Origin of the sequence: Kribbella amoyensis, assembly GCF_007828865.1 — a bacterium.
Lineage (GTDB): Bacteria > Actinomycetota > Actinomycetes > Propionibacteriales > Kribbellaceae > Kribbella > Kribbella amoyensis.
Window position 1 is genome coordinate 3,500,862 of the sequence record NZ_VIVK01000001.1, and the last position, 20,115, is coordinate 3,520,976.

Annotated in this window: 17 protein-coding genes; 16 read left to right on the forward strand and 1 reads right to left on the reverse strand. The window is 70.6% G+C overall.

Annotated elements, in window-relative coordinates; all coding sequences use genetic code 11:
* Positions 1 to 66: 66 nt before the first annotated feature.
* From FB561_RS16600 to FB561_RS16625, 6 genes are all read left to right on the forward strand, one after another.
* Positions 67 to 387 (forward strand): hypothetical protein, encoded by a 321-nt coding sequence (locus FB561_RS16600; protein WP_145807675.1) that lies wholly within the window; start codon positions 67 to 69, stop codon positions 385 to 387.
* Positions 384 to 1,292, forward strand: a complete 909-nt coding sequence (locus tag FB561_RS16605; RefSeq protein ID WP_145807677.1) for an FAD:protein FMN transferase — start codon at positions 384 to 386, stop codon at positions 1,290 to 1,292. The genes FB561_RS16600 and FB561_RS16605 overlap by 4 nt, the downstream gene beginning before the upstream one ends.
* Complete coding sequence (locus FB561_RS16610) at positions 1,292 to 1,864, forward strand: ferric reductase-like transmembrane domain-containing protein (protein WP_145807679.1); 573 nt, start codon at positions 1,292 to 1,294, stop codon at positions 1,862 to 1,864. Before FB561_RS16605 ends, FB561_RS16610 begins: the two co-directional genes overlap by 1 nt.
* Positions 1,861 to 3,093 carry an NADH-ubiquinone oxidoreductase-F iron-sulfur binding region domain-containing protein gene (locus FB561_RS16615; RefSeq protein ID WP_145807683.1) on the forward strand — a complete coding sequence of 411 codons (1,233 nt, stop codon included), beginning with the start codon at positions 1,861 to 1,863 and terminating at the stop codon, positions 3,091 to 3,093. Before FB561_RS16610 ends, FB561_RS16615 begins: the two co-directional genes overlap by 4 nt.
* Complete coding sequence (locus tag FB561_RS16620; RefSeq protein WP_145807686.1) at positions 3,086 to 3,289, forward strand: ferredoxin; 204 nt, start codon at positions 3,086 to 3,088, stop codon at positions 3,287 to 3,289. Before FB561_RS16615 ends, FB561_RS16620 begins: the two co-directional genes overlap by 8 nt.
* Before the next feature lie 132 nt (positions 3,290 to 3,421).
* Positions 3,422 to 8,287, forward strand: coding sequence for an NAD-glutamate dehydrogenase (locus FB561_RS16625; protein ID WP_145807687.1), 4,866 nt, complete (start codon positions 3,422 to 3,424; stop codon positions 8,285 to 8,287).
* Positions 8,288 to 8,455: 168 nt separating this feature from the next.
* On the opposite strand, the gene FB561_RS16630 is transcribed toward FB561_RS16625, so the two are convergent.
* Entirely contained in the window at positions 8,456 to 9,196 is a 741-nt protein-coding gene (locus FB561_RS16630; protein ID WP_145807689.1) for a GntR family transcriptional regulator, read from the reverse strand.
* Positions 9,197 to 9,364: 168 nt separating this feature from the next.
* Between FB561_RS16630 and FB561_RS16635 the strand changes: the two genes are divergently transcribed.
* The 10 genes from FB561_RS16635 to FB561_RS16680 all read left to right on the forward strand — a co-directional run bounded on the left by FB561_RS16635 (position 9,365) and on the right by FB561_RS16680 (position 20,096).
* A complete protein-coding gene (locus tag FB561_RS16635; RefSeq protein WP_145807691.1) occupies positions 9,365 to 10,366 on the forward strand; it encodes a Gfo/Idh/MocA family protein in 1,002 nt (333 codons plus the stop codon).
* Positions 10,363 to 11,247, forward strand: coding sequence for a sugar phosphate isomerase/epimerase family protein (locus FB561_RS16640; protein WP_145807693.1), 885 nt, complete (start codon positions 10,363 to 10,365; stop codon positions 11,245 to 11,247). Before FB561_RS16635 ends, FB561_RS16640 begins: the two co-directional genes overlap by 4 nt.
* On the forward strand, positions 11,244 to 12,212 hold the full coding sequence (gene iolC / locus FB561_RS16645) for a 5-dehydro-2-deoxygluconokinase (RefSeq protein WP_145807695.1): 969 nt from the start codon (positions 11,244 to 11,246) through the stop codon (positions 12,210 to 12,212). The genes FB561_RS16640 and iolC overlap by 4 nt, the downstream gene beginning before the upstream one ends.
* 77 nt (positions 12,213 to 12,289) lie before the next feature.
* Complete coding sequence (locus FB561_RS16650) at positions 12,290 to 13,162, forward strand: Cgl0159 family (beta/alpha)8-fold protein (protein WP_145813110.1); 873 nt, start codon at positions 12,290 to 12,292, stop codon at positions 13,160 to 13,162.
* The gene (gene iolB / locus FB561_RS16655; protein WP_145807696.1) at positions 13,159 to 14,049 is read left to right on the forward strand and encodes a 5-deoxy-glucuronate isomerase; all 891 of its coding nucleotides are present in this window, start codon (positions 13,159 to 13,161) and stop codon (positions 14,047 to 14,049) included. The genes FB561_RS16650 and iolB overlap by 4 nt, the downstream gene beginning before the upstream one ends.
* Before the next feature lie 57 nt (positions 14,050 to 14,106).
* Positions 14,107 to 16,020 carry a 3D-(3,5/4)-trihydroxycyclohexane-1,2-dione acylhydrolase (decyclizing) gene (gene iolD / locus FB561_RS16660; RefSeq protein WP_145807698.1) on the forward strand — a complete coding sequence of 638 codons (1,914 nt, stop codon included), beginning with the start codon at positions 14,107 to 14,109 and terminating at the stop codon, positions 16,018 to 16,020.
* A 127-nt stretch (positions 16,021 to 16,147) separates the two neighbouring features.
* A complete protein-coding gene (locus FB561_RS16665) occupies positions 16,148 to 17,146 on the forward strand; it encodes a sugar ABC transporter substrate-binding protein (RefSeq protein WP_145807700.1) in 999 nt (332 codons plus the stop codon).
* Between the two features lie 9 nt (positions 17,147 to 17,155).
* Entirely contained in the window at positions 17,156 to 18,202 is a 1,047-nt protein-coding gene (locus tag FB561_RS16670) for an ABC transporter permease (RefSeq protein ID WP_145807702.1), read from the forward strand.
* On the forward strand, positions 18,199 to 19,089 hold the full coding sequence (locus FB561_RS16675) for an ATP-binding cassette domain-containing protein (protein WP_238334853.1): 891 nt from the start codon (positions 18,199 to 18,201) through the stop codon (positions 19,087 to 19,089). Before FB561_RS16670 ends, FB561_RS16675 begins: the two co-directional genes overlap by 4 nt.
* Positions 19,086 to 20,096 (forward strand): Gfo/Idh/MocA family protein, encoded by a 1,011-nt coding sequence (locus FB561_RS16680; protein WP_145807704.1) that lies wholly within the window; start codon positions 19,086 to 19,088, stop codon positions 20,094 to 20,096. Before FB561_RS16675 ends, FB561_RS16680 begins: the two co-directional genes overlap by 4 nt.
* Positions 20,097 to 20,115: the final 19 nt, after the last annotated feature.

Consider the following 20,115-nt stretch of genomic DNA (forward strand, 5'->3'; position numbering starts at 1 on the left):
AGGACTTGACCGTGGCTTGACGTTCTCTTGGCGTGCGGCTGAGGCGGTCACCGGGAAGCTTCCGGCATGGTCACCTCAGATGCGTTCGATCCTCACCCGGACCGCACCCGCTGGCTGCGCCGCGCGGGGGCCGCAGGCGTCGCCACCGCGGTGCTCGGCATCGGCAGCACGGGCCTGGCCGTCGCGGTGCTGTCCGCCCGCCAGCCCACCACCGGCTCCGGCTCGTCCGGCACCAGCTCCAGCGGTGACAGCTGGAGCAGTGACGGCTCGGGCGGTACGAGTGACGACAACGGCGGTTCCAGCAGCAACCAGGGCAGCGATCAGGGCAGCGGGCTCGGTCAGGCCCAGCAGGGGTCGCCGGTGCAGGGCGGGAGTCACGGCTCATGACCGCCTCCCGCACGTGGACCGCGTGGAGCTGCACGGTACGCCTCACGGTCGACGACCCCGCCGTCCTCGGTGCCGCCTGTGGTGCGCTGAAGGCGTTGATGGATCGCGTCGACAAGGCCGCCAGCCGGTTCCGGCCCGACTCCGAGCTGTCCGCGGTCAACCAGCGGGCCGGTGCGATGGTGCCGGTCTCCCGGTTGCTCGTCGACCTCGTCGACGTCAGCCTGGTCGCCGCCTCGATGAGCGGCGGCGCCGTTGACCCGACGGTCGGGGCCGCGGTCGTTGCCGCGGGCTACGACCAGGACATCGACGTGGTCCGCCGGCGCGCGCCGCGTCCGACGGCGCCGCCGCCAGTGATCCCCGGCTGGCAACAGGTCCAGCTCAACCGCAAGCTCGCGCTGATCGGCGTTCCGGCGGAGACCGCGCTCGACCTCGGAGCGACGGCGAAGGCGTGGACCGCGGACCGGGCCGCCCTGGTGCTCAGCAAGCGGCACGGCTGCGCGGTCCTGGTCGAGATCGGCGGCGACCTCCGGGCCGCCGGCGAACCGGCCGCGCCCTGGGTCATCGAGGTCGCCGAGCGCCAAGGTGATCCCGCAGTCGCCGTGACGCTCGCGCACGGCGGCCTCACCACTTCCACCCGGCTCGCCCGTCGGTGGGAGACCGTGGACGGCTCCGCGCACCACGTGATCGACCCGCGGACCGGACGACCCGCGGAAGGCCCGTACCGAACCGCCTCCGTCTGGGCGCCCACCGCGGTCCGCGCCAACACCTTCAGTACCGCGCTCGTCGCCACCGGGGAGGCCGCGGTCGGCCGCCTCACGCTGGCCGGTTACCCGGCGCGACTCGTCGGTGAGGACGGCGAGGTCAAGGAGCTGGCCGGCTGGCCCGCGGCAAGCAGGGCCGCCTGATGACCCTGTGGTACCTGGCTCGCGCGGCCGGGGTGATGGCGTTGGTGCTGTTCACCCTCGCGGCTTGCCTCGGCCTGCTCGCGGCCGGTGGACGGCGACCGGAACAACGGTTCTGGCTGCAGTACGTCCACCGCTCCGCGTCGGTCACCGGCCTGGTCCTGCTCGCCGCCCACGTCATCGCGGTACTCACCGACGGCCACGTGGACATCGGCGCCTCGGTCCTGGTCCTCCCGTTCACCTCGGGGTACCGCCCGTTCGCCGTCTTCGTCGGAGTCCTCGCCCTGTACGGCGTGGTCCTCGCTGCCGTCGTCGGTGCGGCACGGGGCCGGCTGGCTCGGTCCGAGGCGTTCACCAAGCACTGGCGCACGATCCACGTCGCCGCGGCCGTCGGCTGGCTGCTGTCCATCGGCCACAGCCTGCTGGCCGGGACGGACCGCGGTACGCCGTGGATGCTCGCCATCACCCTCGGCTGCCTCGCCGCGGTCGCCACCTCCGCCTCGGTCCGGCTCAAGCGCCACGCGGACCGATCCGGTACTCCGCTCAACCTCGCCCGGGCCGGGAGAAGCCGATGACCACCCTGCAAGCAGAACCCCACGTCCGCGTCATCGGCGAAGCAAGGGTGCTCGCCGGCCTCGACGGCGGACGCGTGGACCTCCAGCGGCACCTGTGGATCCACGGTCCGCAGCCGGAGCTCAATCGCGAGGCGTGTACCGAACTCGCCGAGGCCGTCGGCCTGCGGGGACGCGGTGGCGCCGGCTTCCCGGTCGCGCTCAAGCTGGCGGACCTCCCGGCGAGCGGTGCCGAGACCGTCGTCGTCAACGGCTCGGAGAGTGAGCCGCTGAGTCTCAAGGACCGGCTCCTCCTGATCCAGTCGCCGCACCTGGTTCTCGACGGCGCCACCGCACTCGCCAACGCGCTCGGTGCCCGCAGGCTGCTCATCGCGGTCCACGACGCGCACGCCGCCGCCTCCGTCCGCGCCGCGATCGGCGAACGGGGCCCCGCCACTCTGGAGATCCACGTCCACGACACTCCTGGGCGCTTCGTCGCCGGCGAGGCCCGGGCCGTCCTCAACTCGCTCGACGGCGGCCGCGCGGTACCGCCTGGCCGCCGGATCCTGCCGACCCGGAAGGGCTACCAGCAGCGCCCGACGTTCCTGTCGAACGTGGAGACCTTCGCCCAGTTCGCCGTCCTCGCGCGTCTCGGGGCCCGCGCATTCGCGGCCACCGGGATCGCGTCCGAGCCGGGGACGCAGTTGCTGACCGTCTCCGGCGCGGTCGAGCGCCCGGGCGTCGTCGAGACCCCGACCGGGATCCCGCTCGACGCGGTCCTGCGGTTCGCGGGTGCGGAGCCGGGTCCGGTCCTGCTCGGTGGCTACCACGGCCGCTGGCTGCCGCGAACCGACGGCGTCCTGCTGAACCGGCCGGAGAGCTCGACCGGCATCGTCCTCGCCCTCGGGCCGGAGACCTGCCCACTCGGCGAGGTCCACCGCGTGGCCGGGTGGCTCGCGGCCCAGTCGGCGGGGCAGTGCGGCCCGTGTGTCCTCGGACTGGGGTCACTCGCCGACGACTTCGGCCGGCTGTTGCGCGGCGACCAGGCCGGCTGGCACGACGCACAACGCCACCTCGGACTGGTACCGGGTCGTGGTGCTTGCGCACACCCCGACGGCTCGGCCCGGTTCCTGACGTCCGCGCTCGGGATCTTCGCCGAGGACCTGCGCCTGCACCTGCGGACCGGGAGCTGCGGGCGTCCGGTACTGGGTGTCCTGCCCGTCACTTCGTCCCCGGAGGCTTCCCGTGGCTAAGCTGGAGATCGACTGGACGAGGTGCGACGGGCACGGGCTCTGCGCGACCTTGCTGCCGGACGACGTGGCGCTGGACGAGTGGGGATTCCCCGTCCTGCGGGGCCGCGGGATCGACGCCGACGAGGTGCCGAACGCCCGCCGGGCCGTGCTCGCCTGTCCCGCGCTGGCGTTGCGACTGGGTCGCGGCGGCGGGTGATCCGTCAGGCACCCGCAAGGACCGTCCCGGCATCACACCAGTGACAAAGGTGGACTAGTCTCTGAGTGACCGCACAAGGGCGTGCGGCCCGGCGCGAACCGGCGCCGTAGTCACGCGTGGAGACGGTGGGGAATGCAGAGCAAGCTGGACGTCCAGAAGGCGGATGTTCTCGCGAAGGCCGTGGCCGCAGGGTCACACGGGCACGACAAGTCGGTGGACCCGGCGAAGCTGCGGAGCTTCCTCGAGCGGTACTACCGGTACGTGGCCGCCGAAGACGTCGCCGAGCGGCAGCCGACCGACTGCCTCGGTGCCGCGAAGCACCACTACAAATCCGCGATGGCCCGCCCCCAGGGCACCGCCAAGGTGCACGTCTTCACCCCGACCCTGGAGGAGCACGGCTGGTCGGCGAACGGCCGGACCGTGGTCGAGATCGTCGTCGACGACATGCCGTTCCTGGTCGACAGCGCGGCCATGGTGATCACCGAGCACGGGCTCGAGCTGCAGCTGCTGGTGCACCCGCAGTTCGTCGTCCGCCGGGACGTGGCCGGCACCCTGCAGGAGGTGCTCGACGACGCGGCCAGCGCGGACGGGCACGACCTGGTCCGGGAGAGCTGGATGCACCTGGAGGTCGAGCGGATCGCCGACCCCGCCGAGCACCGCGAGCTGGAGCGCGCGCTGCAGCAGGTGCTGAGCGACGTGCGCGAGGCGGTCGAGGACTGGCCGAAGATGCACGAGAAGGCCGTCGGCATCGCCGAGGAGCTGGACGCGGCGAAGCTGCCGGTCAGCGCGACCGAGGTGGAGGAGGCCCGGGAGCTGCTGGAGTGGCTCGCCGACGAGCACTTCACCTTCCTCGGCTACCGCGAGTACGCGTTCTCGATGCGCGGTGACCAGGGCGTCCTGCGCGGCGTCCCCGGGACCGGGCTGGGCATCCTCCGGCCGGACCCGAAGCAGGACGAGAACGCCGGCCTGCTCCCGCCCGAGGTGAGCGCGAAGGCCCGGGAGAAGAAGCTGCTCATCCTGACCAAGGCGAACTCCCGCTCCACCGTGCACCGGTCGGCGTACCTCGACTACGTCGGGCTGAAGCAGTTCGACGAGAACGGCGAGCCGGTCGGGGAGCGGCGGTTCATCGGCCTGCTCTCCTCCACGGCGTACACCGAGAGCGTCATGCAGGTCCCGGTGCTGCGGCGCAAGGCGCTCGAGCTGTTCAAGCTGACCGGCTTCGAGGCGAACAGCCACAGCGGCAAGGGCCTGCTGGACGTGCTGGAGACCTACCCGCGCGACGAGCTGCTGCAGGCGCCGGTGGAGGACCTGCTGCCGATCGTCCAGACGGTGCTGCACCTGCAGGAGCGGCGCGCGGTCAAGCTGTTCGTCCGGCGCGACGTCTACAACCGATACCTGTCCTGCCTGGTCTACCTGCCGCGTGACCGCTACACGACCGCGGTCCGGCTGAAGATGCAGCAGTTGCTCAAGGACGCGATCGGCGCCGACTCGGTGGAGTACACCGCGGCCGTGTCCGAGTCCGTCCTGGCCCGCGTGCACTTCGTCGTCCGGATGAAGGCGGGGGAGACGGTCGGCAGCTACGACGCCGACCTGCTCGAGCAGAAGGTGGTCGAGGCGGCCCGCTCCTGGCAGGACGACTTCGGCGCGGCGCTGCACGCGCTCGGCGGTGACCGGGCGGTGACCCGGCTGAACAGCCAGTACGCCGACGGCTTCCCGGAGGCGTACAAGGAGGACTTCGACGCCCGGGTCGCGGTCCGGGACGTGATGGTGCTGGACGACCTGCCGACCGAGGACGGTCTGGCGATGTCGCTCTACACGCCGATCGACGAGCAGTGGGAGGGCGAGCGCCGGTTCAAGGTGTACCGGACCGGGTCCGCGCTGTCGCTGTCCGACGTGCTGCCGCACCTGACCCACATGGGGGTCGAGGTGATCGACGAGCGGCCGTACGAGATCCGCCGCGCCGGGGGATCCGCGTACATCTACGACTTCGGGTTGCGCGCCCCGGTCGAGTACGAGGAACGCGAGGAACTGCGCAAGCTGTTCTCCGACACGTTCCAGGCCGTCTGGGAGGGCCGGGCCGAGTCGGACAAGCTGAACGCGCTGGTCCTGCGGGGCAACCTCAGCTGGCGGCAGGTGTCGATCCTGCGGGCGTACCAGAAGTACATCCGGCAGGGCGGGACGCCGTTCAGCCGGGACTACATCCAGACCACGTTCCTCAACCACGTGGACGTGGCGAGCCTGCTGGTGCAGCTGTTCGAGACCAGCTTCGACCCGGCTCGCGGTGCCGCCGACGACCCGGCCCGGGTGAGCGCGGTGGCCCAGTTGGAGAAGGAGATCGTCGCCGCGCTGGACACGGTGAAGAGCCTGGACGAGGACCGGATCCTGCGGTCCTACCTGACCGTGATGAAGGCGACCCTGCGGACGAACTTCTTCCAGCCCGGCCCGGACGGCCGGCCGCGCGACTACATCTCGCTGAAGCTGGAGCCGAAGGCCATCCCGGAGCTGCCGGAGCCGCGGCCGGCGTACGAGATCTTCGTGTACTCGCCGCAGGTCGAGGGCGTGCACCTGCGGTTCGGCGCCGTCGCCCGCGGTGGGTTGCGCTGGTCGGACCGGCAGGAGGACTTCCGGACCGAGGTGCTCGGCCTGGTCAAGGCGCAGATGGTGAAGAACTCGGTGATCGTGCCGGTCGGCGCCAAGGGCGGGTTCTTCGCCAAGCAGCTGCCCGACCCGGCCGTCGACCGGGACGCCTGGCTGGCCGAGGGGGTGGCGTCGTACAAGACGTTCATCTCCGGCCTGCTGGACATCACCGACAACATCGTCGCCGGCGAGATCATTGCCCCGAGCAACGTGGTCCGGTACGACGGCGACGACGCCTACCTGGTGGTCGCCGCGGACAAGGGCACGGCGACGTTCTCCGACATCGCGAACGGCGTGGCCAAGGAGTACGGGTTCTGGCTCGGGGACGCGTTCGCCTCCGGCGGCTCGGTCGGGTACGACCACAAGGCGATGGGGATCACCGCGCGGGGCGCCTGGGAGTCGGTCAAGCGGCACTTCCGCGAGATGGGCCACGACTGCCAGAACGCCGACTTCACCGTCGTCGGCGTCGGCGACCTGTCCGGCGACGTGTTCGGCAACGGGATGCTGCTGTCGGAGCACATCCGGCTGGTCGCGGCGTTCGACCACCGGCACATCTTCCTCGACCCCAGCCCGGACGCGGCCGTCTCGTTCGCGGAGCGGCGCCGGTTGTTCGACCTGCCGCGGTCGTCCTGGGCGGACTACGACAGCGCGCTGATCTCGGCGGGCGGCGGCGTCTTCCCGCGGACGGACAAGGCGATCCCGATCTCGACCGAGGTGCGGGACGCGCTCGGGATCGAGGGCCACCCGGCGACGCTGACCCCGGCCGAGCTGATGAGCGCGATCCTGAAGGCGCCGGTCGACCTGTTCTGGAACGGCGGCATCGGTACGTACGTGAAGTCCGCGGCCGAGACGCACGCCGACGTCGGCGACAAGGCCAACGACCCGATCCGGATCAACGGGTCCGACCTGCGGGCCCGCGCGGTCGGCGAGGGCGGCAACCTGGGCTTCACCCAGCTCGGCCGGATCGAGTACGCCCAGCACGGTGGCCGGATCAACACCGACTTCATCGACAACGTGGCCGGCGTGGACACCTCCGACCACGAGGTGAACATCAAGATCCTGCTGGACCAGGTGGTCGTCGACGGCGACCTGACCGAGAAGCAGCGCAACGACGTGATCGCGTCGATGACCGACGAGGTCGCCCAGTTGGTGCTGAAGAGCAACTACCGGCAGAACATCGCGCTCGCGAACGCGTCCGCGCAGGCGCCCGCGTTGCTGCACGTCCACCAGGACTGGGTCCGCCGGCTGGAGAAGCAGGGCCTGCTCGACCGCGAACTGGAGTTCCTGCCGAGCATCGCGGAGTTCAAGCGCCGCAAGCTCGAGGGCAAGGGGCTGACGTCCCCCGAGCTGTCGGTGCTGATCGCGTACACCAAGATCGTGCTCGAGGCCGAACTCCTGAACACCTCGCTGCCCGACGACGACTACCTGGCGGCCAAGCTCGCGAGCTACTTCCCGCAGGTGATCCAGGAGCGGTTCGGCGACCCGATGCAGGCGCACCAGCTGCGCCGGGAGATCATCACCACCCAGGTGGTGAACGAGTTCGTGAACTCGTCCGGGATCACCGCGTTCCACCGGCTCTCGCTGGAGACCGGCGGGACCGTCGAGGACGTCGTGCGCGCGAACCTCGCCGCCAGCCGGATCTTCGGCCAGCCCGAACTGCTCGCCCACAACGCCGACCTGGACAACGTCGTCGACGCGGACACCCAGACCAGGATGCGGCTGGAGACCCGCACCCTGGTCGAGCGCGCGACCCGTTGGCTGGTCAGCAACCGGCGGCCCCCGGTCGACATCGCCGAACTGGTCGACTTCTTCGCGCCCGGGATCGCGAAGCTGACCAGCGCGCTGCCCGAGGTCCTGCGCGGCCGCGAGCTCGCGTTGTTCGAGCAGCGCCGGGAAGCCCTGGTGGCGAAGGGGGTGCCGGAGGAGTTCGCGACCCGGATCGCGGTCCTGCCGCCGGCGTACGCGGGGCTCGGTGTCGTCGAGACCGCCGACCGGGACGACCTCGACATCCTCGAGGTGGCGAAGGTGCACTTCGCTCTCGGTGAGCGGCTGCAGCTCGGCCGGTTCCTGGAGCGCATCATCGCGTTGCCGCGGACCGACCGTTGGCAGACGATGGCCCGGGCCGCCCTCCGCGACGACCTCCACGCCGTCCACGCCCGGCTCACCGCCCAGGTGCTCGCCGCCACGGACGCCACCGCCGACCCGGAGGAGCGCGTCATCTCCTGGCAGGACCAGAACGAGGCGGCCCTGTCGAGAGCGGCGACCATGCTCGAGGAGATCGTCGAGACCGACGGCCCCGAGCTGGCCCACCTCTCGGTCGGCCTCCGCCTGGTCCGGACCCTGCTGGCCAACCAGGCCTGATGGTTGGAGCACCAGCTCGTGGCTGACCGAATTCGGTCAGCCACGAGCCGAGCTCTTGTCACCGCCCGGCCCCGCCCCTACGGTCACAGCAGCACGACCCAAGCAAGCCGCCGCCCGGCCCTGAGCCCCGGGCGGCGCTCTGCTTTGCGGGGTGTCCGGGGTGCGGGATCAGCGGTCGCTGACGACGACGTCCACGGAGTACTGGTCGGCGCGGTAGCAGTGGTCGCCGAACTCGACGGGCGCACCGTCGGCGGCATAGGCGGAGCGGGTCATCGTGACCAGCGGCTCGGCCTTCGACATGTGCAGGGTGCGGCGCTCCTCGGCGGTGGCGTTGCGGGCGCCGATGCGTTGCCGGGCGACCGTCGGGCGGATGCCGCGGGCCCGCAGCACGGCGTACAGGCCGTCGGCGGTGAGTTGCTCGATGGTCAGGTCGTCGAGTGCCGGGGGCAACCAGTTCCGCATGATCGCGAGCGGGATGTCGCCCGCGTACCGCAGTCGCACGACCGCCACCAACGGCGTCCCCGACGGCAACTCCAGGACGCCGGCCGCCCGGTCGTCCTGCGCTTCGCAGTTCAGCGAGAGCACCTCTGTCCGTGGCGTGCGCCCCTCGCGGACCAGGTCCTCGTACAGGCTGGTCAGCTCGGCCTTGCGGTGCACCATCTGGCTCGCGACCGTGGTGCCGATCCCACGCCGGCGGACCAGCAGGCCCTGGTTCACGAGCTCGGAGATGGCCCGGCGCACGGTCGGGCGGGACAGGCTCAGCCGATCCGACATGGCGATCTCGTTCTCGAACGGATCACCGGGACGCAGCGTGCCGCCGGTGATGGCAGCGGTCAGCTGCTCGGCGAGCTGATGGTAGAGCGGCACCGGGCTCGCCCGATCGAGCTGGATCGGCAGGGCGGCGGTCATGGGCCGGATGTTACAGCAAGCAGGTATGTATGTCTCTACGTGAAAATGTGTTAACAAACTATTGACACCTCTGGCGTGGCCGGGAAGGCTGGCCGCACAGGACGCGTGCCGCTCGGCCCCGGGACGGCGCGGACTGGCAGGGGATTCCGGGACGGGAGAGGGCTGCGGATGCGGATCGGTTTGGTCGGAGTCGGACGGATCGGGGCGTTCCACGCCGCCACCCTGAAGGGGTTGCCGGCGGTGGACCAGGTGGTGGTCGCGGACGCCGACGCGAACCGCGCGGAACTGGTCGCGAAGGATCTCGGGATCGAGTTCGCCCCGGACGTGGACGCCTTGCTGGCGAGCCGCCTGGACGGGTTCGTGATAGCGGCCGCGACGTCGGCACACGCGGACCTGCTCGCCCGGGGCGTGGCCGCGGGGATCCCCACCTTCTGCGAGAAGCCGATCGCGCACGACCTGGCCGACACCCAACGCGTGGTCGAGCTGGTCGAGGCGTCCGACGTGCCGGTGCACATCGGCTTCCAGCGCCGCTTCGACGCCGGCTACCAGGCGGCCGCGGCCCAGGTCCGGTCCGGCGAGCTCGGGTTCGTCCACCACATCCGGGCGAACACCAACGACGCCTTCCCGCCGCCGCGGGAGTACATCCCGACCAGCGGCGGCTTCTTCCGCGACTGCACGGTGCACGACTTCGACATCATCCGGTTCGTCACCGGCCGCGAGGTGGTCAGCGTGTACGCCACCGGCGCGAACCGGGGCGAGCCCTTCTTCGGCGAGTACGGCGACGTGGACGCGGCCGCCGCGCTGCTCACCCTCGACGACAGCACGTTCGTCTCGGTCAGCGGCACCCGGTACAACGCGGCCGGCCACGACGTCCGGATGGAGGTGCTCGGCAGCCTCGGCTCGGTCGCGGTCGGCCTGGACGAGCACACCGCGCTGCGCTCGGCCGAAGCCGGGGTCACCTTCCCCGGTGGCGAGCCGCACGCCACGTTCATGGACCGCTTCCGCCCTGCGTACGTCGCCGAGCTCACCGCCTTCACCGAGGTGGTCGCCGGGACTCGCGAGGTCCCGTGCACCGTCCGCGATGCGCTGCAGGCGTTCCGGATCGCCGACGCCTGCGAACTGTCCCGCCACGAGAACCGCGTTGTCAGCCTGGAGGAGATCGCCCGATGAGTGACCTTGCTGCCCGGATCGCCGGAGCCCCGATCTCGTGGGGTGTCTGCGAGGTCCCCGGCTGGGGCTGGCAGTACGACCCGGAGACGGTCCTGGCACAGATGCGCGACGTCGGCATCGCGGCGACCGAGTTCGGGCCGGACGGGTTCCTGCCGGACGATCCGGCCGAGAAGGCGAAGACGCTCGCCGATCTCGGGCTCCGCGCGGTCGGCGGGTTCGTCCCGGTCGTGCTGCACGATCCGGGGCACGACCCGATCCCCGAGGTCGCCCGGGCGCTGCGAGGCTTCGTGGCCGCCGGCGCCTCGACCCTCGTGCTCGCGGCCGCGACGGGCCAGGACGGGTACGACGACCGCCCGGTGCTGGACGACACCGGCTGGGCCACGCTGCTCGCCAACCTGGACAAGCTGTCCGCGCTCGCCGCCGACGAGGGCATCCAGGCCACGATCCACCCGCACGTCGGCACGATGGTCGAGAACGCCGACGACGTGGACCGCGTCCTCCGTGGCTCGGCGATCGGCCTCACCCTCGACACCGGCCACCTGCTGATCGGCGGCGTCGACCCGGTCGCCCTCACCATCGAACACACGGCCCGGATCAAGCACACCCACCTCAAGGACGTCGACGCGGCGTGGGCGGCGAAGGTCCAGTCCGGTGAGGTCGGCTACACCGACGCGGTGCGCCAGGGCATGTACCGACCGCTCGGCGCCGGCGACATCGACCTCGGCGCGATCGTCAGCACGCTCGAAGGCGCCGGCTACCAAGGCTGGTACGTCCTCGAGCAGGACACGATCCTGCAAGCGCGCCCCGCCGGCGAGGGCCCGGTCGCCGACGTCCGGGCCAGTATCACCCACCTACGCCGCCTGGCGGAGGCCGTCCGATGACGAACCCGCAGGAACCACCCCGGCGCGTCGACGAGGTGTTGACGATCGGGCGGATCGGGGTCGACCTGTATCCGTTGCAGATCGGGACTCCTCTGCAGGACGTGGCGAGCTTCGGCAAGTTCCTCGGTGGGAGCGCCACGAACGTCGCGGTGGCGGCGGCGCAGCACGGGCGGCGGTCCGCGGTGATCAGCCGGACCGGGAACGACCCGTTCGGGACCTTCATCCACCGGTCGCTGCGGGAACTCGGCGTGGACGACCGCTTCGTGACTCCGGTCGACACCCTGCCGACGCCGATCACGTTCTGCGAGATCTTCCCGCCGGACAACTTCCCGCTGTACTTCTACCGGTTCCCGAAGGCGCCCGACCTGGAGATCTATCCGTCCGAGCTGGACCTGGACGCGATCCGGTCGGCGTCGATCTACTGGTCGACCGTCACCGGTCTGTCCGCCGAACCGAGCCGCTCGGCCCACTTCGTCGCCTGGGAGGCCCGCGAACGCCGGCCGCTGACCGTGCTCGACCTGGACTACCGGCCGATGTTCTGGGCGGATCCGAGCGAGGCGCACGAGCAGGTCAGCCGCGCCCTCGACCACTGCACCGTTGCCGTCGGCAACCGTGAGGAGTGCGAGGTCGCCGTCGGCGAGACGGACCCGGACAAGGCCGCCCAGGCGCTGCTGGACCGCGGCCTCGACCTGGCGATCGTCAAGCAGGGTCCGAAGGGCACCCTGGCCCGCACCCGGGACGAGCGCGTCGAGGTCCCGCCGTTCCCGGTCGAGGTGGTGAACGGTCTCGGTGCCGGCGACGGATTCGGCGGCGCCCTCTGCCACGGGCTGCTGTCCGGCTGGCCGCTGGAGAAGGTGATCCGGTTCGCGAACACGGCCGGCGCCATCGTCGCCTCCCGGCTGGAGTGCTCGACCGCGATGCCGACCGAGTCCGAGGTCCTGGCGAAGCTGGGTGAGCAGGCATGAGCGGCCTCGCGGAAGACCGTCCGGACCTCGGCAGACAGGTGGTCCCGGACGGGCCGCGGGCCGAGGTGCGTCGACAGGTGGACCTGACCGAGCTGCGCGTGCGGCACCCGGAGCGGGTCGCCGAGGCATGGCAGCAGCGGCGACGGCGTGAACTGGTCGGCGAGGACGGGCGACTGCTGATCGTCGCCGCGGACCACCCGGCCCGCGGCGCGCTCGGGGTCCGGGACGACCGGATGGCGATGGCGAGCCGGCCGGCCTTGATCGATCGGCTGGTGGCCGCGCTGGAACGCCCCGGGGTCGACGGGGTCCTCGCGACGCCCGACGTCCTGGAGGATCTCCTCCTGCTCGGTGCCCTGGAAGGCAAGATCGTCATCGGCTCGATGAACCGTGGCGGCCTGCAGGGCGCGACCTTCGAACTGGACGACCGGTTCACCGCGTACGGGAGTGCCGAGGAGATCGCCGCACGCCGGCTGGACGGCGGCAAGATGCTGACCCGGATCGACCTCGCGGACCCCGGCACCGTCGCCACGCTGGAGAGCGCCGCGACCGCGGTCACCGGACTGGCCGAGCGCAAGCTGATGGCGATGGTCGAGCCGTTCTGGTCGACCCGCGAGGACGGGCGGGTCACCAACCTGCTCGACCCCGACTCGGTGATCAGGTCGATCCACATCGCCTCCGGTCTCGGCGCGACCAGCGCGTACACCTGGCTCAAGCTGCCCGTGGTCGACGACCTCGCCCGGGTGATGGAGGCGACGACGTTGCCGACGTTGTTGCTCGGTGGCGATCCCACGGTCGCGCCCGAGGAGACGTACGCGTCCTGGGGGAAGGCGCTCAGCCTGCCCTCGGTCCGGGGTCTCGTGGTCGGTCGCGCGCTCCTGTTCCCGCCCGACGGCGACGTGCCGGCCGCAGTCGACCACGCCGCTGCCCTAGTCCATGGAGGTGCCGCATGACCGAGTGGTTCAGGCCCGCGGGATCGACCGCTCAGGACGGCTTCGAGCTGATGGTGCGACCGGGGGAGCAGGACTGGCACCACACCGGTCTCGCCGTCCGCACCTTGCGGCCCGGCCAGTCGGTCGAGATCGACACCGGCGACTGCGAATACCTCGTGCTGCCGCTGAGCGGATCGGCCGAGGTGATCGTGGACGGCGAGACCGTCCCGCTCGGTGGTCGCGCGGACGTGTTCGCCGGAGCGACGGACCTCGCCTACGTCCCGCGTGGTACCACGATGGCGGTGGTGAGTGCCGGTGGGGCCCGGATCGCCTTCCCGCACGCGAAGGCGGCGAGCGACTACCCGTTCCGGCGGATCGGGGTCGAGCAGGTCGAGACCGAGTTGCGCGGCGCCGGGGTCGCGTCCCGGCAGGTCCGGAACTTCGGCACGCCCGCGGTCCTCGAGGCGGACTCGATCATCGCTTGCGAGGTGCTCACCCCGGCCGGCAACTGGTCGTCGTATCCGCCGCACAAGCACGACGAGCACAAGCCGGGCCAGGAGAGCGAGCTGGAGGAGATCTACTACTTCGAGCTGCAGCTGTCCGACGCGGCGCCGGAAGGTGTCAAGGGCAACGACCCGATCGGGTACCAGCGGGTGTACGGCACCGACGACCGGCCGATCGACGTGCTGGCCGAGGTCCGCAGCGGTGACCTCGTCCTGGTCCCGCACGGCTGGCACGGTCCGGCGATGGCGCCGCCCGGGTACGACATGTACTACCTGAACGTGATGGCCGGGCCGGGGACCGAGCGGCAGTGGCTGATCAGCGACGACCCGCAGCACGGCTGGGTCCGCGAGCTGTGGACCAGCCAGCAGATCGACAGCCGGCTCCCGTTCGGCGACGACCGGTGAAGCGGGCGAAGGCAGACGGGGTGGACCGATGAAGAACCGAGCTCTGGGAGGACAACGATGACGGTACGGCTCACGGTCGCGCAGGCGCTGGTGCGATTCCTGAGCGTCCAGTACTCGGAGCGGGACGGGGAACGGCAGAAGCTGTTCGCCGGCTGCTTCGGGATCTTCGGGCACGGCAACGTCGCGGGTCTCGGCCAGGCGTTGCTGCAGTCCGAGCTCGACGACCCCACGGCGCTGCCGTACATCCTGGCGCGCAACGAGCAGGCGATGGTGCACACCGCCGCCGCGTTCGCCCGGACCCGGGACCGGCTGCAGACCTACGCCTGCACCGCGAGTATCGGGCCCGGCTCGACCAACATGATCACCGGGGCCGCCCTGGCGACGGTCAACCGGCTGCCCGTCCTGCTGCTGCCGTCGGACGTGTTCGCGACCCGCGTCGCGACGCCGGTGCTGCAGGAACTGGAGAGCTTCGCGGCCGGCGACGTGTCGGTGAACGACGCCTTCCGCCCGGTGTCGAAGTACTTCGACCGGGTCTGGCGGCCGGAGCAGCTGCCGTCGGCCCTGCTGAACGCGATGCGCGTGCTCACCGATCCGGTGGAGACCGGCGCGGTGACGCTCGCGCTGCCGCAGGACGTGCAGGCCGAGGCGTACGACTGGCCGGAGGAGCTGTTCGCCGAGCGCACCTGGTACGTCGCGCGCCCGTTGCCTGAGGCATCGATTGTCGACAAAGCGGTAGAGCTCCTCAAGGCCTCGGAGCGGCCGTTGATCGTGGCCGGTGGTGGGGTCGCCTACTCCCGGGCGCAGGACGCGTTGCGCGAGTTCGCGGAAGCGACCGGCATCCCGGTGGCGGAAAGCCAAGCGGGCAAGGGATCGCTGCGCTACGACCACCCGCAGTCGGTCGGCGCGGTCGGCTCGACCGGAACCACGGCAGCGAACGCGCTGGCGCGCGACGCCGACCTGGTGATCGGCATCGGCACCCGGTACGGCGACTTCACGACGGCGTCGCGGACGGCCTTCCAGAACCCGGACGTGAAGTTCGTCAACATCAACGTGGCGCGGTTCGACGGTGGTAAGCATGCGGGCCTTCCTCTCGTCGCGGATGCTCGGGAAGCCCTTGTTTCCTTGCGATCCGCGATCGGTGACTGGAGTGTGCGGGGAACATACACGGCTTCGGCCTCCGAGCTGGCGAAGAAGTGGGACGAGGTTGTGGACAACGCCTACAACCCACCCGCGGAGGTGACCGGGAAGCTGGCCGAGGGACTGCTCACCCAGGGCGAGGTGCTCGGTGCCGTCAACGAATTGTCGGCGCCGTCTGATGTGGTGGTCTGTGCCGCCGGATCGATGCCCGGCGACCTGCACAAACTCTGGCGGACCCGCGACCCGAAGGGATACCACGTCGAATATGGCTATTCCTGCATGGGTTACGAGATCGCCGGCGGGCTGGGCGTCCGGCTCGGTGCCCCGGACCGGGACGTGTTCGTCCTGGTCGGCGACGGGTCGTACCTGATGATGTCGAGCGAGCTGGCCACGGCCGTCCAGGAGGACCTGAAGATCATCGTCGTCCTGGTGCAGAACCACGGCTTCGCCTCCATCGGCGCGCTGTCGGAGTCCCTCGGGTCGCAGCGCTTCGGCACGGCGTACCGCAAGCGCACCGGGGACGGCCGGCTCGACGGCGACCACCTGCCCGTGGATCTGGCCGCCAACGTGCGCAGCTTCGGCGTCGAGGTGCTCGAGGTGAGCAGCCGGGCCGAGCTGGAGAAGGCGATCCACACCGCGAAGGCGGCGACCGGGCCGATCGCGATCCACGTCAGCACGGATCCGTTGATCGGTGCCCCGGGCAGCGACTCGTGGTGGGACGTTCCGGTGAGCCAGGTGTCGGAGCTGCGGTCCACCCAGGCCGCCGCCGCGGAGTACGAGGAGTCCAAGAAGATCCAGCGGCCGCTGCTGGCCCCGGTCCGACGGGAGTCCTGAGCGGCGTTGGCGAGTTGAGATCGGCTGGGGGTGGCGTATCGGTCCGGCGGCCAGCAGAGTGTGAGATCTCTGGTCCCAAGTAGCACCGCGGGGTGACCGCGGATCGTCCGAAAGGCTGGTAGGAGACATGGTTCGGTGGCAGAACAAGGCGGTGGCGGCGGGGGCGGCGGTCGTGCTGGCCGCGGCGCTGGTCGCCTGCAGTTCCTCCGGTGGCAAGCAGGAGGAGCAGAAGTCCGGGGGGGCCGCGGGCAACGTCGCGAACACCCCACGGATCAAGGTGGCGCTGATCACCCACTCGGGTCCCGGTGACACCTTCTGGGACATCGTCCGCCGCGGTGCCGAGGCGGCCGCGCAGAAGGACAACGTCGAACTCCAGTACTCGGCCGACCCCGACGGCGCCGCCCAGGCCAACCTGGTGCAGACGGCGATCGACTCGAAGGTCGACGGCATCGCGGTCACGCTGAACAAGCCCGACGCGGTGATGCCGAACGTGAAGAAGGCCGTCGCCGCCGGCATCCCGGTGACGGTGCTGAACGGCGGCCTGGACGTCTGGCAGGGCTCCGGCGCACTCGGGTACTTCGGCCAGGACGAGCGGATCGCGGGTGAGGCCGCCGGGACCAGGCTCAAGCAGGAGGGTGCGAAGAAGGTCATCTGCATCATCCACGAGCAGGGCAACGTCAGCCTGGAGTCCCGGTGCCAGGGCATCAAGGACAAGTTCGGCGCCGCGGTCGAGAACCTGAACGTCAACGGCACCGACATCCCGGGGACGCAGGCGACCGTCACCTCGAAGCTGCAGCAGGACAAGACCGCCGACTACGTGGTCGGGCTGAACGCCGGGATCACCCTGGCCGCCGTCCAGGCCGCCAAGGACGCCGGGTCGTCGGCCAAGATCGCCAGCTTCGACATGAGCAAGGAGATGGTCAAGGCGATCCAGGACGGCACCGTGCAGTGGACCGTCGACCAGCAGCCGTACCTGCAGGGGTACCTGGCGGTGGACTCGATCTGGCTCTACCGGACCAACGGCGACACCATCGGCGGTGGCCAGGCGACGCTGACGGGACCGGCGTTCATCGACAAGGACAACGTCACGGCGGTCGAGAAGTACGCCGCGGCGGGGACGCGCTGAGGTCCGGCCATGGCATCGACCATCACCACACCGGTGGCCGGGGACGACCGGGTCTCGGCACGGTCGATCGGCGCCCGGTTGCTCAGCCGGCCCGAGATCGGCTCGCTCGTCGGCGCGTTGGTGATCCTGGTGTTCTTCGTCGTCACCGCGCCGCCATTCCGTGACATCGACAACACCGGCACGATCCTGTACCAGGCCGCCCTGATCGGTGTCATGGCCGTCCCGGTGTCGCTGCTGATGATCGGCGGCGAGTTCGACCTGTCGGCCGGTGTGGCCGTGACGACGGCCGGGCTCACCGCCGGTCTGTTCGCCTACCAGTTCAGCCTCAACGTCTGGGTCGGCGTCGTCATCGCCCTGGTGCTGGCGCTGCTGATCGGCCTGTTCAACGGCTGGCTGCTGATGCGGACCGGACTGCCGAGCTTCCTGGTGACCCTCGGCACCTTCTTCATCCTGCAGGGCCTGAACATCGCGGTGACCCGGCTGGCCTCCGGCGCGGTCGCGTCGAACTCGATCAGCGACATGGACGGGTTCGCGTCGGCCAAGGCGGTGTTCGCCTCCGAGTTCCAGCTCGGCGGGATCACGATCAAGATCATCGTCGTCTGGTGGATCGTGTTCGTCGCGATCGCGGCCTGGGTGCTGCAGCGGACCAGGATCGGCAACTGGATCTTCGCCGTCGGCGGGGACGCGGCCGCGGCCCGGGCGGTCGGGGTGCCGGTGAAGCGGGTCAAGATCGGCCTGTTCATGACCGTCGGCTTCTTCGCCTGGTTCGCCGGGATGCAGTTGCTGTTCAACTCCAACGGCGTGGTGCAGTCCGGTGAGGGGGTCGGCAAGGAGTTCCTCTACATCATCGCGGCGGTCGTCGGCGGCTGCCTGCTCACCGGCGGGTACGGCTCCGTGGTGGGCGCGGCGATCGGGGCGCTGATCTTCGGCATGGTCCAGCTCGGCGTGGTGTACGCGGGCTGGAACCCGGACTGGTTCAAGGCGTTCCTGGGCGCGATGTTGCTGCTGGCCACGATCGTGAACCTGGTCGTCCGGAGCAAGGCGGAGGCGAGATGAGCACCACCACGGGATTCGCCGACGAGGCGACCACCAGCCCGACCACGCCGATCGTGCATCTGGAGGACATCGGCAAGAGCTACGGCAACATCCATGCCCTGCGGGGAGTGTCGTTGTCGGTCCGGCAGGGCGAGATCACCTGCGTGCTCGGCGACAACGGTGCCGGCAAGTCGACGTTGATCAAGATCATCGCCGGCCTGCACGACTACACCTCCGGCACCATGTCGGTGAACGGTCAGGAGCGGCACTTCTCGTCACCGCGCGAGTCCCTCGACAGCGGGATCGCGACCGTCTACCAGGATCTCGCCCTGGCGCCGCTGATGTCGGTCTGGCGGAACTTCTTCCTGGGCAACGAGCTGACCAAGGGCCCGTTCGGCCTGCTGGACGCGGCCCGGATGAAGCGGATCGCGCAGGAGGAGCTGACCAGGATGGGGATCTCGATCCCCGACCTGGAACAGCCCGTCGGCAAGTTGTCGGGTGGTCAGCGCCAATGTGTCGCGATCGCCCGGGCGATCCACTTCGGCGCGAAGGTGCTGATCCTGGACGAGCCGACGGCGGCGCTCGGCGTGAACCAGTCGGGCATCGTGCTCAAGTACGTCGTCAAGGCGCGGGACGCGGGGATCGGCGTCGTCTTCATCACGCACAACCCGCACCACGCGTACCTGGTCGGCAACCACTTCGTCGTGCTCAAGCTCGGCCGGGTCGCGCTGGACACGCAGCGGGCCGACATCACGTTGGAGCAGCTCACCACGGAGATGGCCGGCGGTTCGGAGCTGGAGGCGCTCAGCCACGAGCTGCGCGCCGTCGACCCGACCGCCCCCACCGACGAGGTGACGGCGTCGGCCGAGGCGGGGCGGGAATCGCGGACGGACAAGGGAGACGGATGAAGGACCTCAGGATCGGCATCATCGGCGTCGGCACGATGGGGGCCGATCACGCCGAGCGGGTGGCGCGGAAGATCTCCGGTGCGCGCCTGGTCGCGGTGTCGGATCCCGACACGGACCGGGCCGCCGCCGTGGCCGCGCCGCTCGGCGACGTCCGGGTGATCGGCGACCCACTGGCGTTGATCGGCGCGCCGGACGTGGACGCGGTGATCATCGCCTCGCCCGGGTTCGCGCATGCCGAGCAGTTGGCGGCCTGCCTGGAGCACGGCAAGCCCACGCTCTGCGAGAAGCCGCTGACGATGGACACCGAGTCGTCGCTGCGGGTGGTCGAGGCCGAGCACAAGCTCGGCCGGCCGTTGATCCAGGTCGGTTTCATGCGCCGCTTCGATCCGGAGTACGCGGCGTTGAAACGGCTGCTCGACTCCGGCGAGCTCGGCCGGCCGCTGTTGCTGCACAACGTGCACCGCAACAAGACCTCGGCCCCGCATTTCCGCAGCGAGATGATCGTGCGGGACTCGCTGGTGCACGAGGTCGACGTGACCCGCTGGCTGTTCGGCGAGGAGATCACCCGGGTCACCGTGCACGCACCGAAGCCGACCGGACTGGTCGCGGACGGTGTGCTCGACCCGCAGTTCGCGGTGTTCGAGCTGGCGAACGGCGCCCTGGCCGACGTGGAGGTGTTCGTCAACTTCCAGGTCGGGTACGAGGTGCGCTGCGAGGCCGTCGGTGAGCGGGGCAGCGCGACCATCGGCCTCGGGGTCGACGTGCTGACCAGGTCGGCCGGACACTGGGGAGGAGCGGTGCCGGAGGACTACCGGACCCGCTTCGCGACCGCGTACGACGTCGAGGTGCAGCGCTGGGCCGACGCCGCGGCACGGGGTGGGATCGACGGTCCGACGGCCTGGGACGGGTACGCCGCGGCGGCCGTCTGTACGGCGGGGCTGGAGTCGCTGGCCGAGGGACGGCCGGTCGCGGTGGAGCTGGCACGACGTGACGAGGTGCTGGGGTGAGTCGCGTGGGGACGAGTAT

Bases quoted from the DNA above. Each gene is read 5' to 3' on its own strand.
- FB561_RS16600 (WP_145807675.1), top strand. From the start codon at position 67: ATGGTCACCTCAGATGCGTTCGATCCTCACCCGGACCGCACCCGCTGG.
- FB561_RS16605 (WP_145807677.1), top strand. From the start codon at position 384: ATGACCGCCTCCCGCACGTGGACCGCGTGGAGCTGCACGGTACGCCTC.
- FB561_RS16610 (WP_145807679.1), top strand. From the start codon at position 1,292: ATGACCCTGTGGTACCTGGCTCGCGCGGCCGGGGTGATGGCGTTGGTG.
- FB561_RS16615 (WP_145807683.1), top strand. From the start codon at position 1,861: ATGACCACCCTGCAAGCAGAACCCCACGTCCGCGTCATCGGCGAAGCA.
- FB561_RS16625 (WP_145807687.1), top strand. From the start codon at position 3,422: ATGCAGAGCAAGCTGGACGTCCAGAAGGCGGATGTTCTCGCGAAGGCC.
- FB561_RS16630 (WP_145807689.1), bottom strand. From the start codon at position 9,196: ATGACCGCCGCCCTGCCGATCCAGCTCGATCGGGCGAGCCCGGTGCCG.
- FB561_RS16635 (WP_145807691.1), top strand. From the start codon at position 9,365: ATGCGGATCGGTTTGGTCGGAGTCGGACGGATCGGGGCGTTCCACGCC.
- FB561_RS16640 (WP_145807693.1), top strand. From the start codon at position 10,363: ATGAGTGACCTTGCTGCCCGGATCGCCGGAGCCCCGATCTCGTGGGGT.
- iolC (WP_145807695.1), top strand. From the start codon at position 11,244: ATGACGAACCCGCAGGAACCACCCCGGCGCGTCGACGAGGTGTTGACG.
- iolB (WP_145807696.1), top strand. From the start codon at position 13,159: ATGACCGAGTGGTTCAGGCCCGCGGGATCGACCGCTCAGGACGGCTTC.
- iolD (WP_145807698.1), top strand. From the start codon at position 14,107: ATGACGGTACGGCTCACGGTCGCGCAGGCGCTGGTGCGATTCCTGAGC.
- FB561_RS16665 (WP_145807700.1), top strand. From the start codon at position 16,148: ATGGTTCGGTGGCAGAACAAGGCGGTGGCGGCGGGGGCGGCGGTCGTG.
- FB561_RS16670 (WP_145807702.1), top strand. From the start codon at position 17,156: ATGGCATCGACCATCACCACACCGGTGGCCGGGGACGACCGGGTCTCG.
- FB561_RS16675 (WP_238334853.1), top strand. From the start codon at position 18,199: ATGAGCACCACCACGGGATTCGCCGACGAGGCGACCACCAGCCCGACC.
- FB561_RS16680 (WP_145807704.1), top strand. From the start codon at position 19,086: ATGAAGGACCTCAGGATCGGCATCATCGGCGTCGGCACGATGGGGGCC.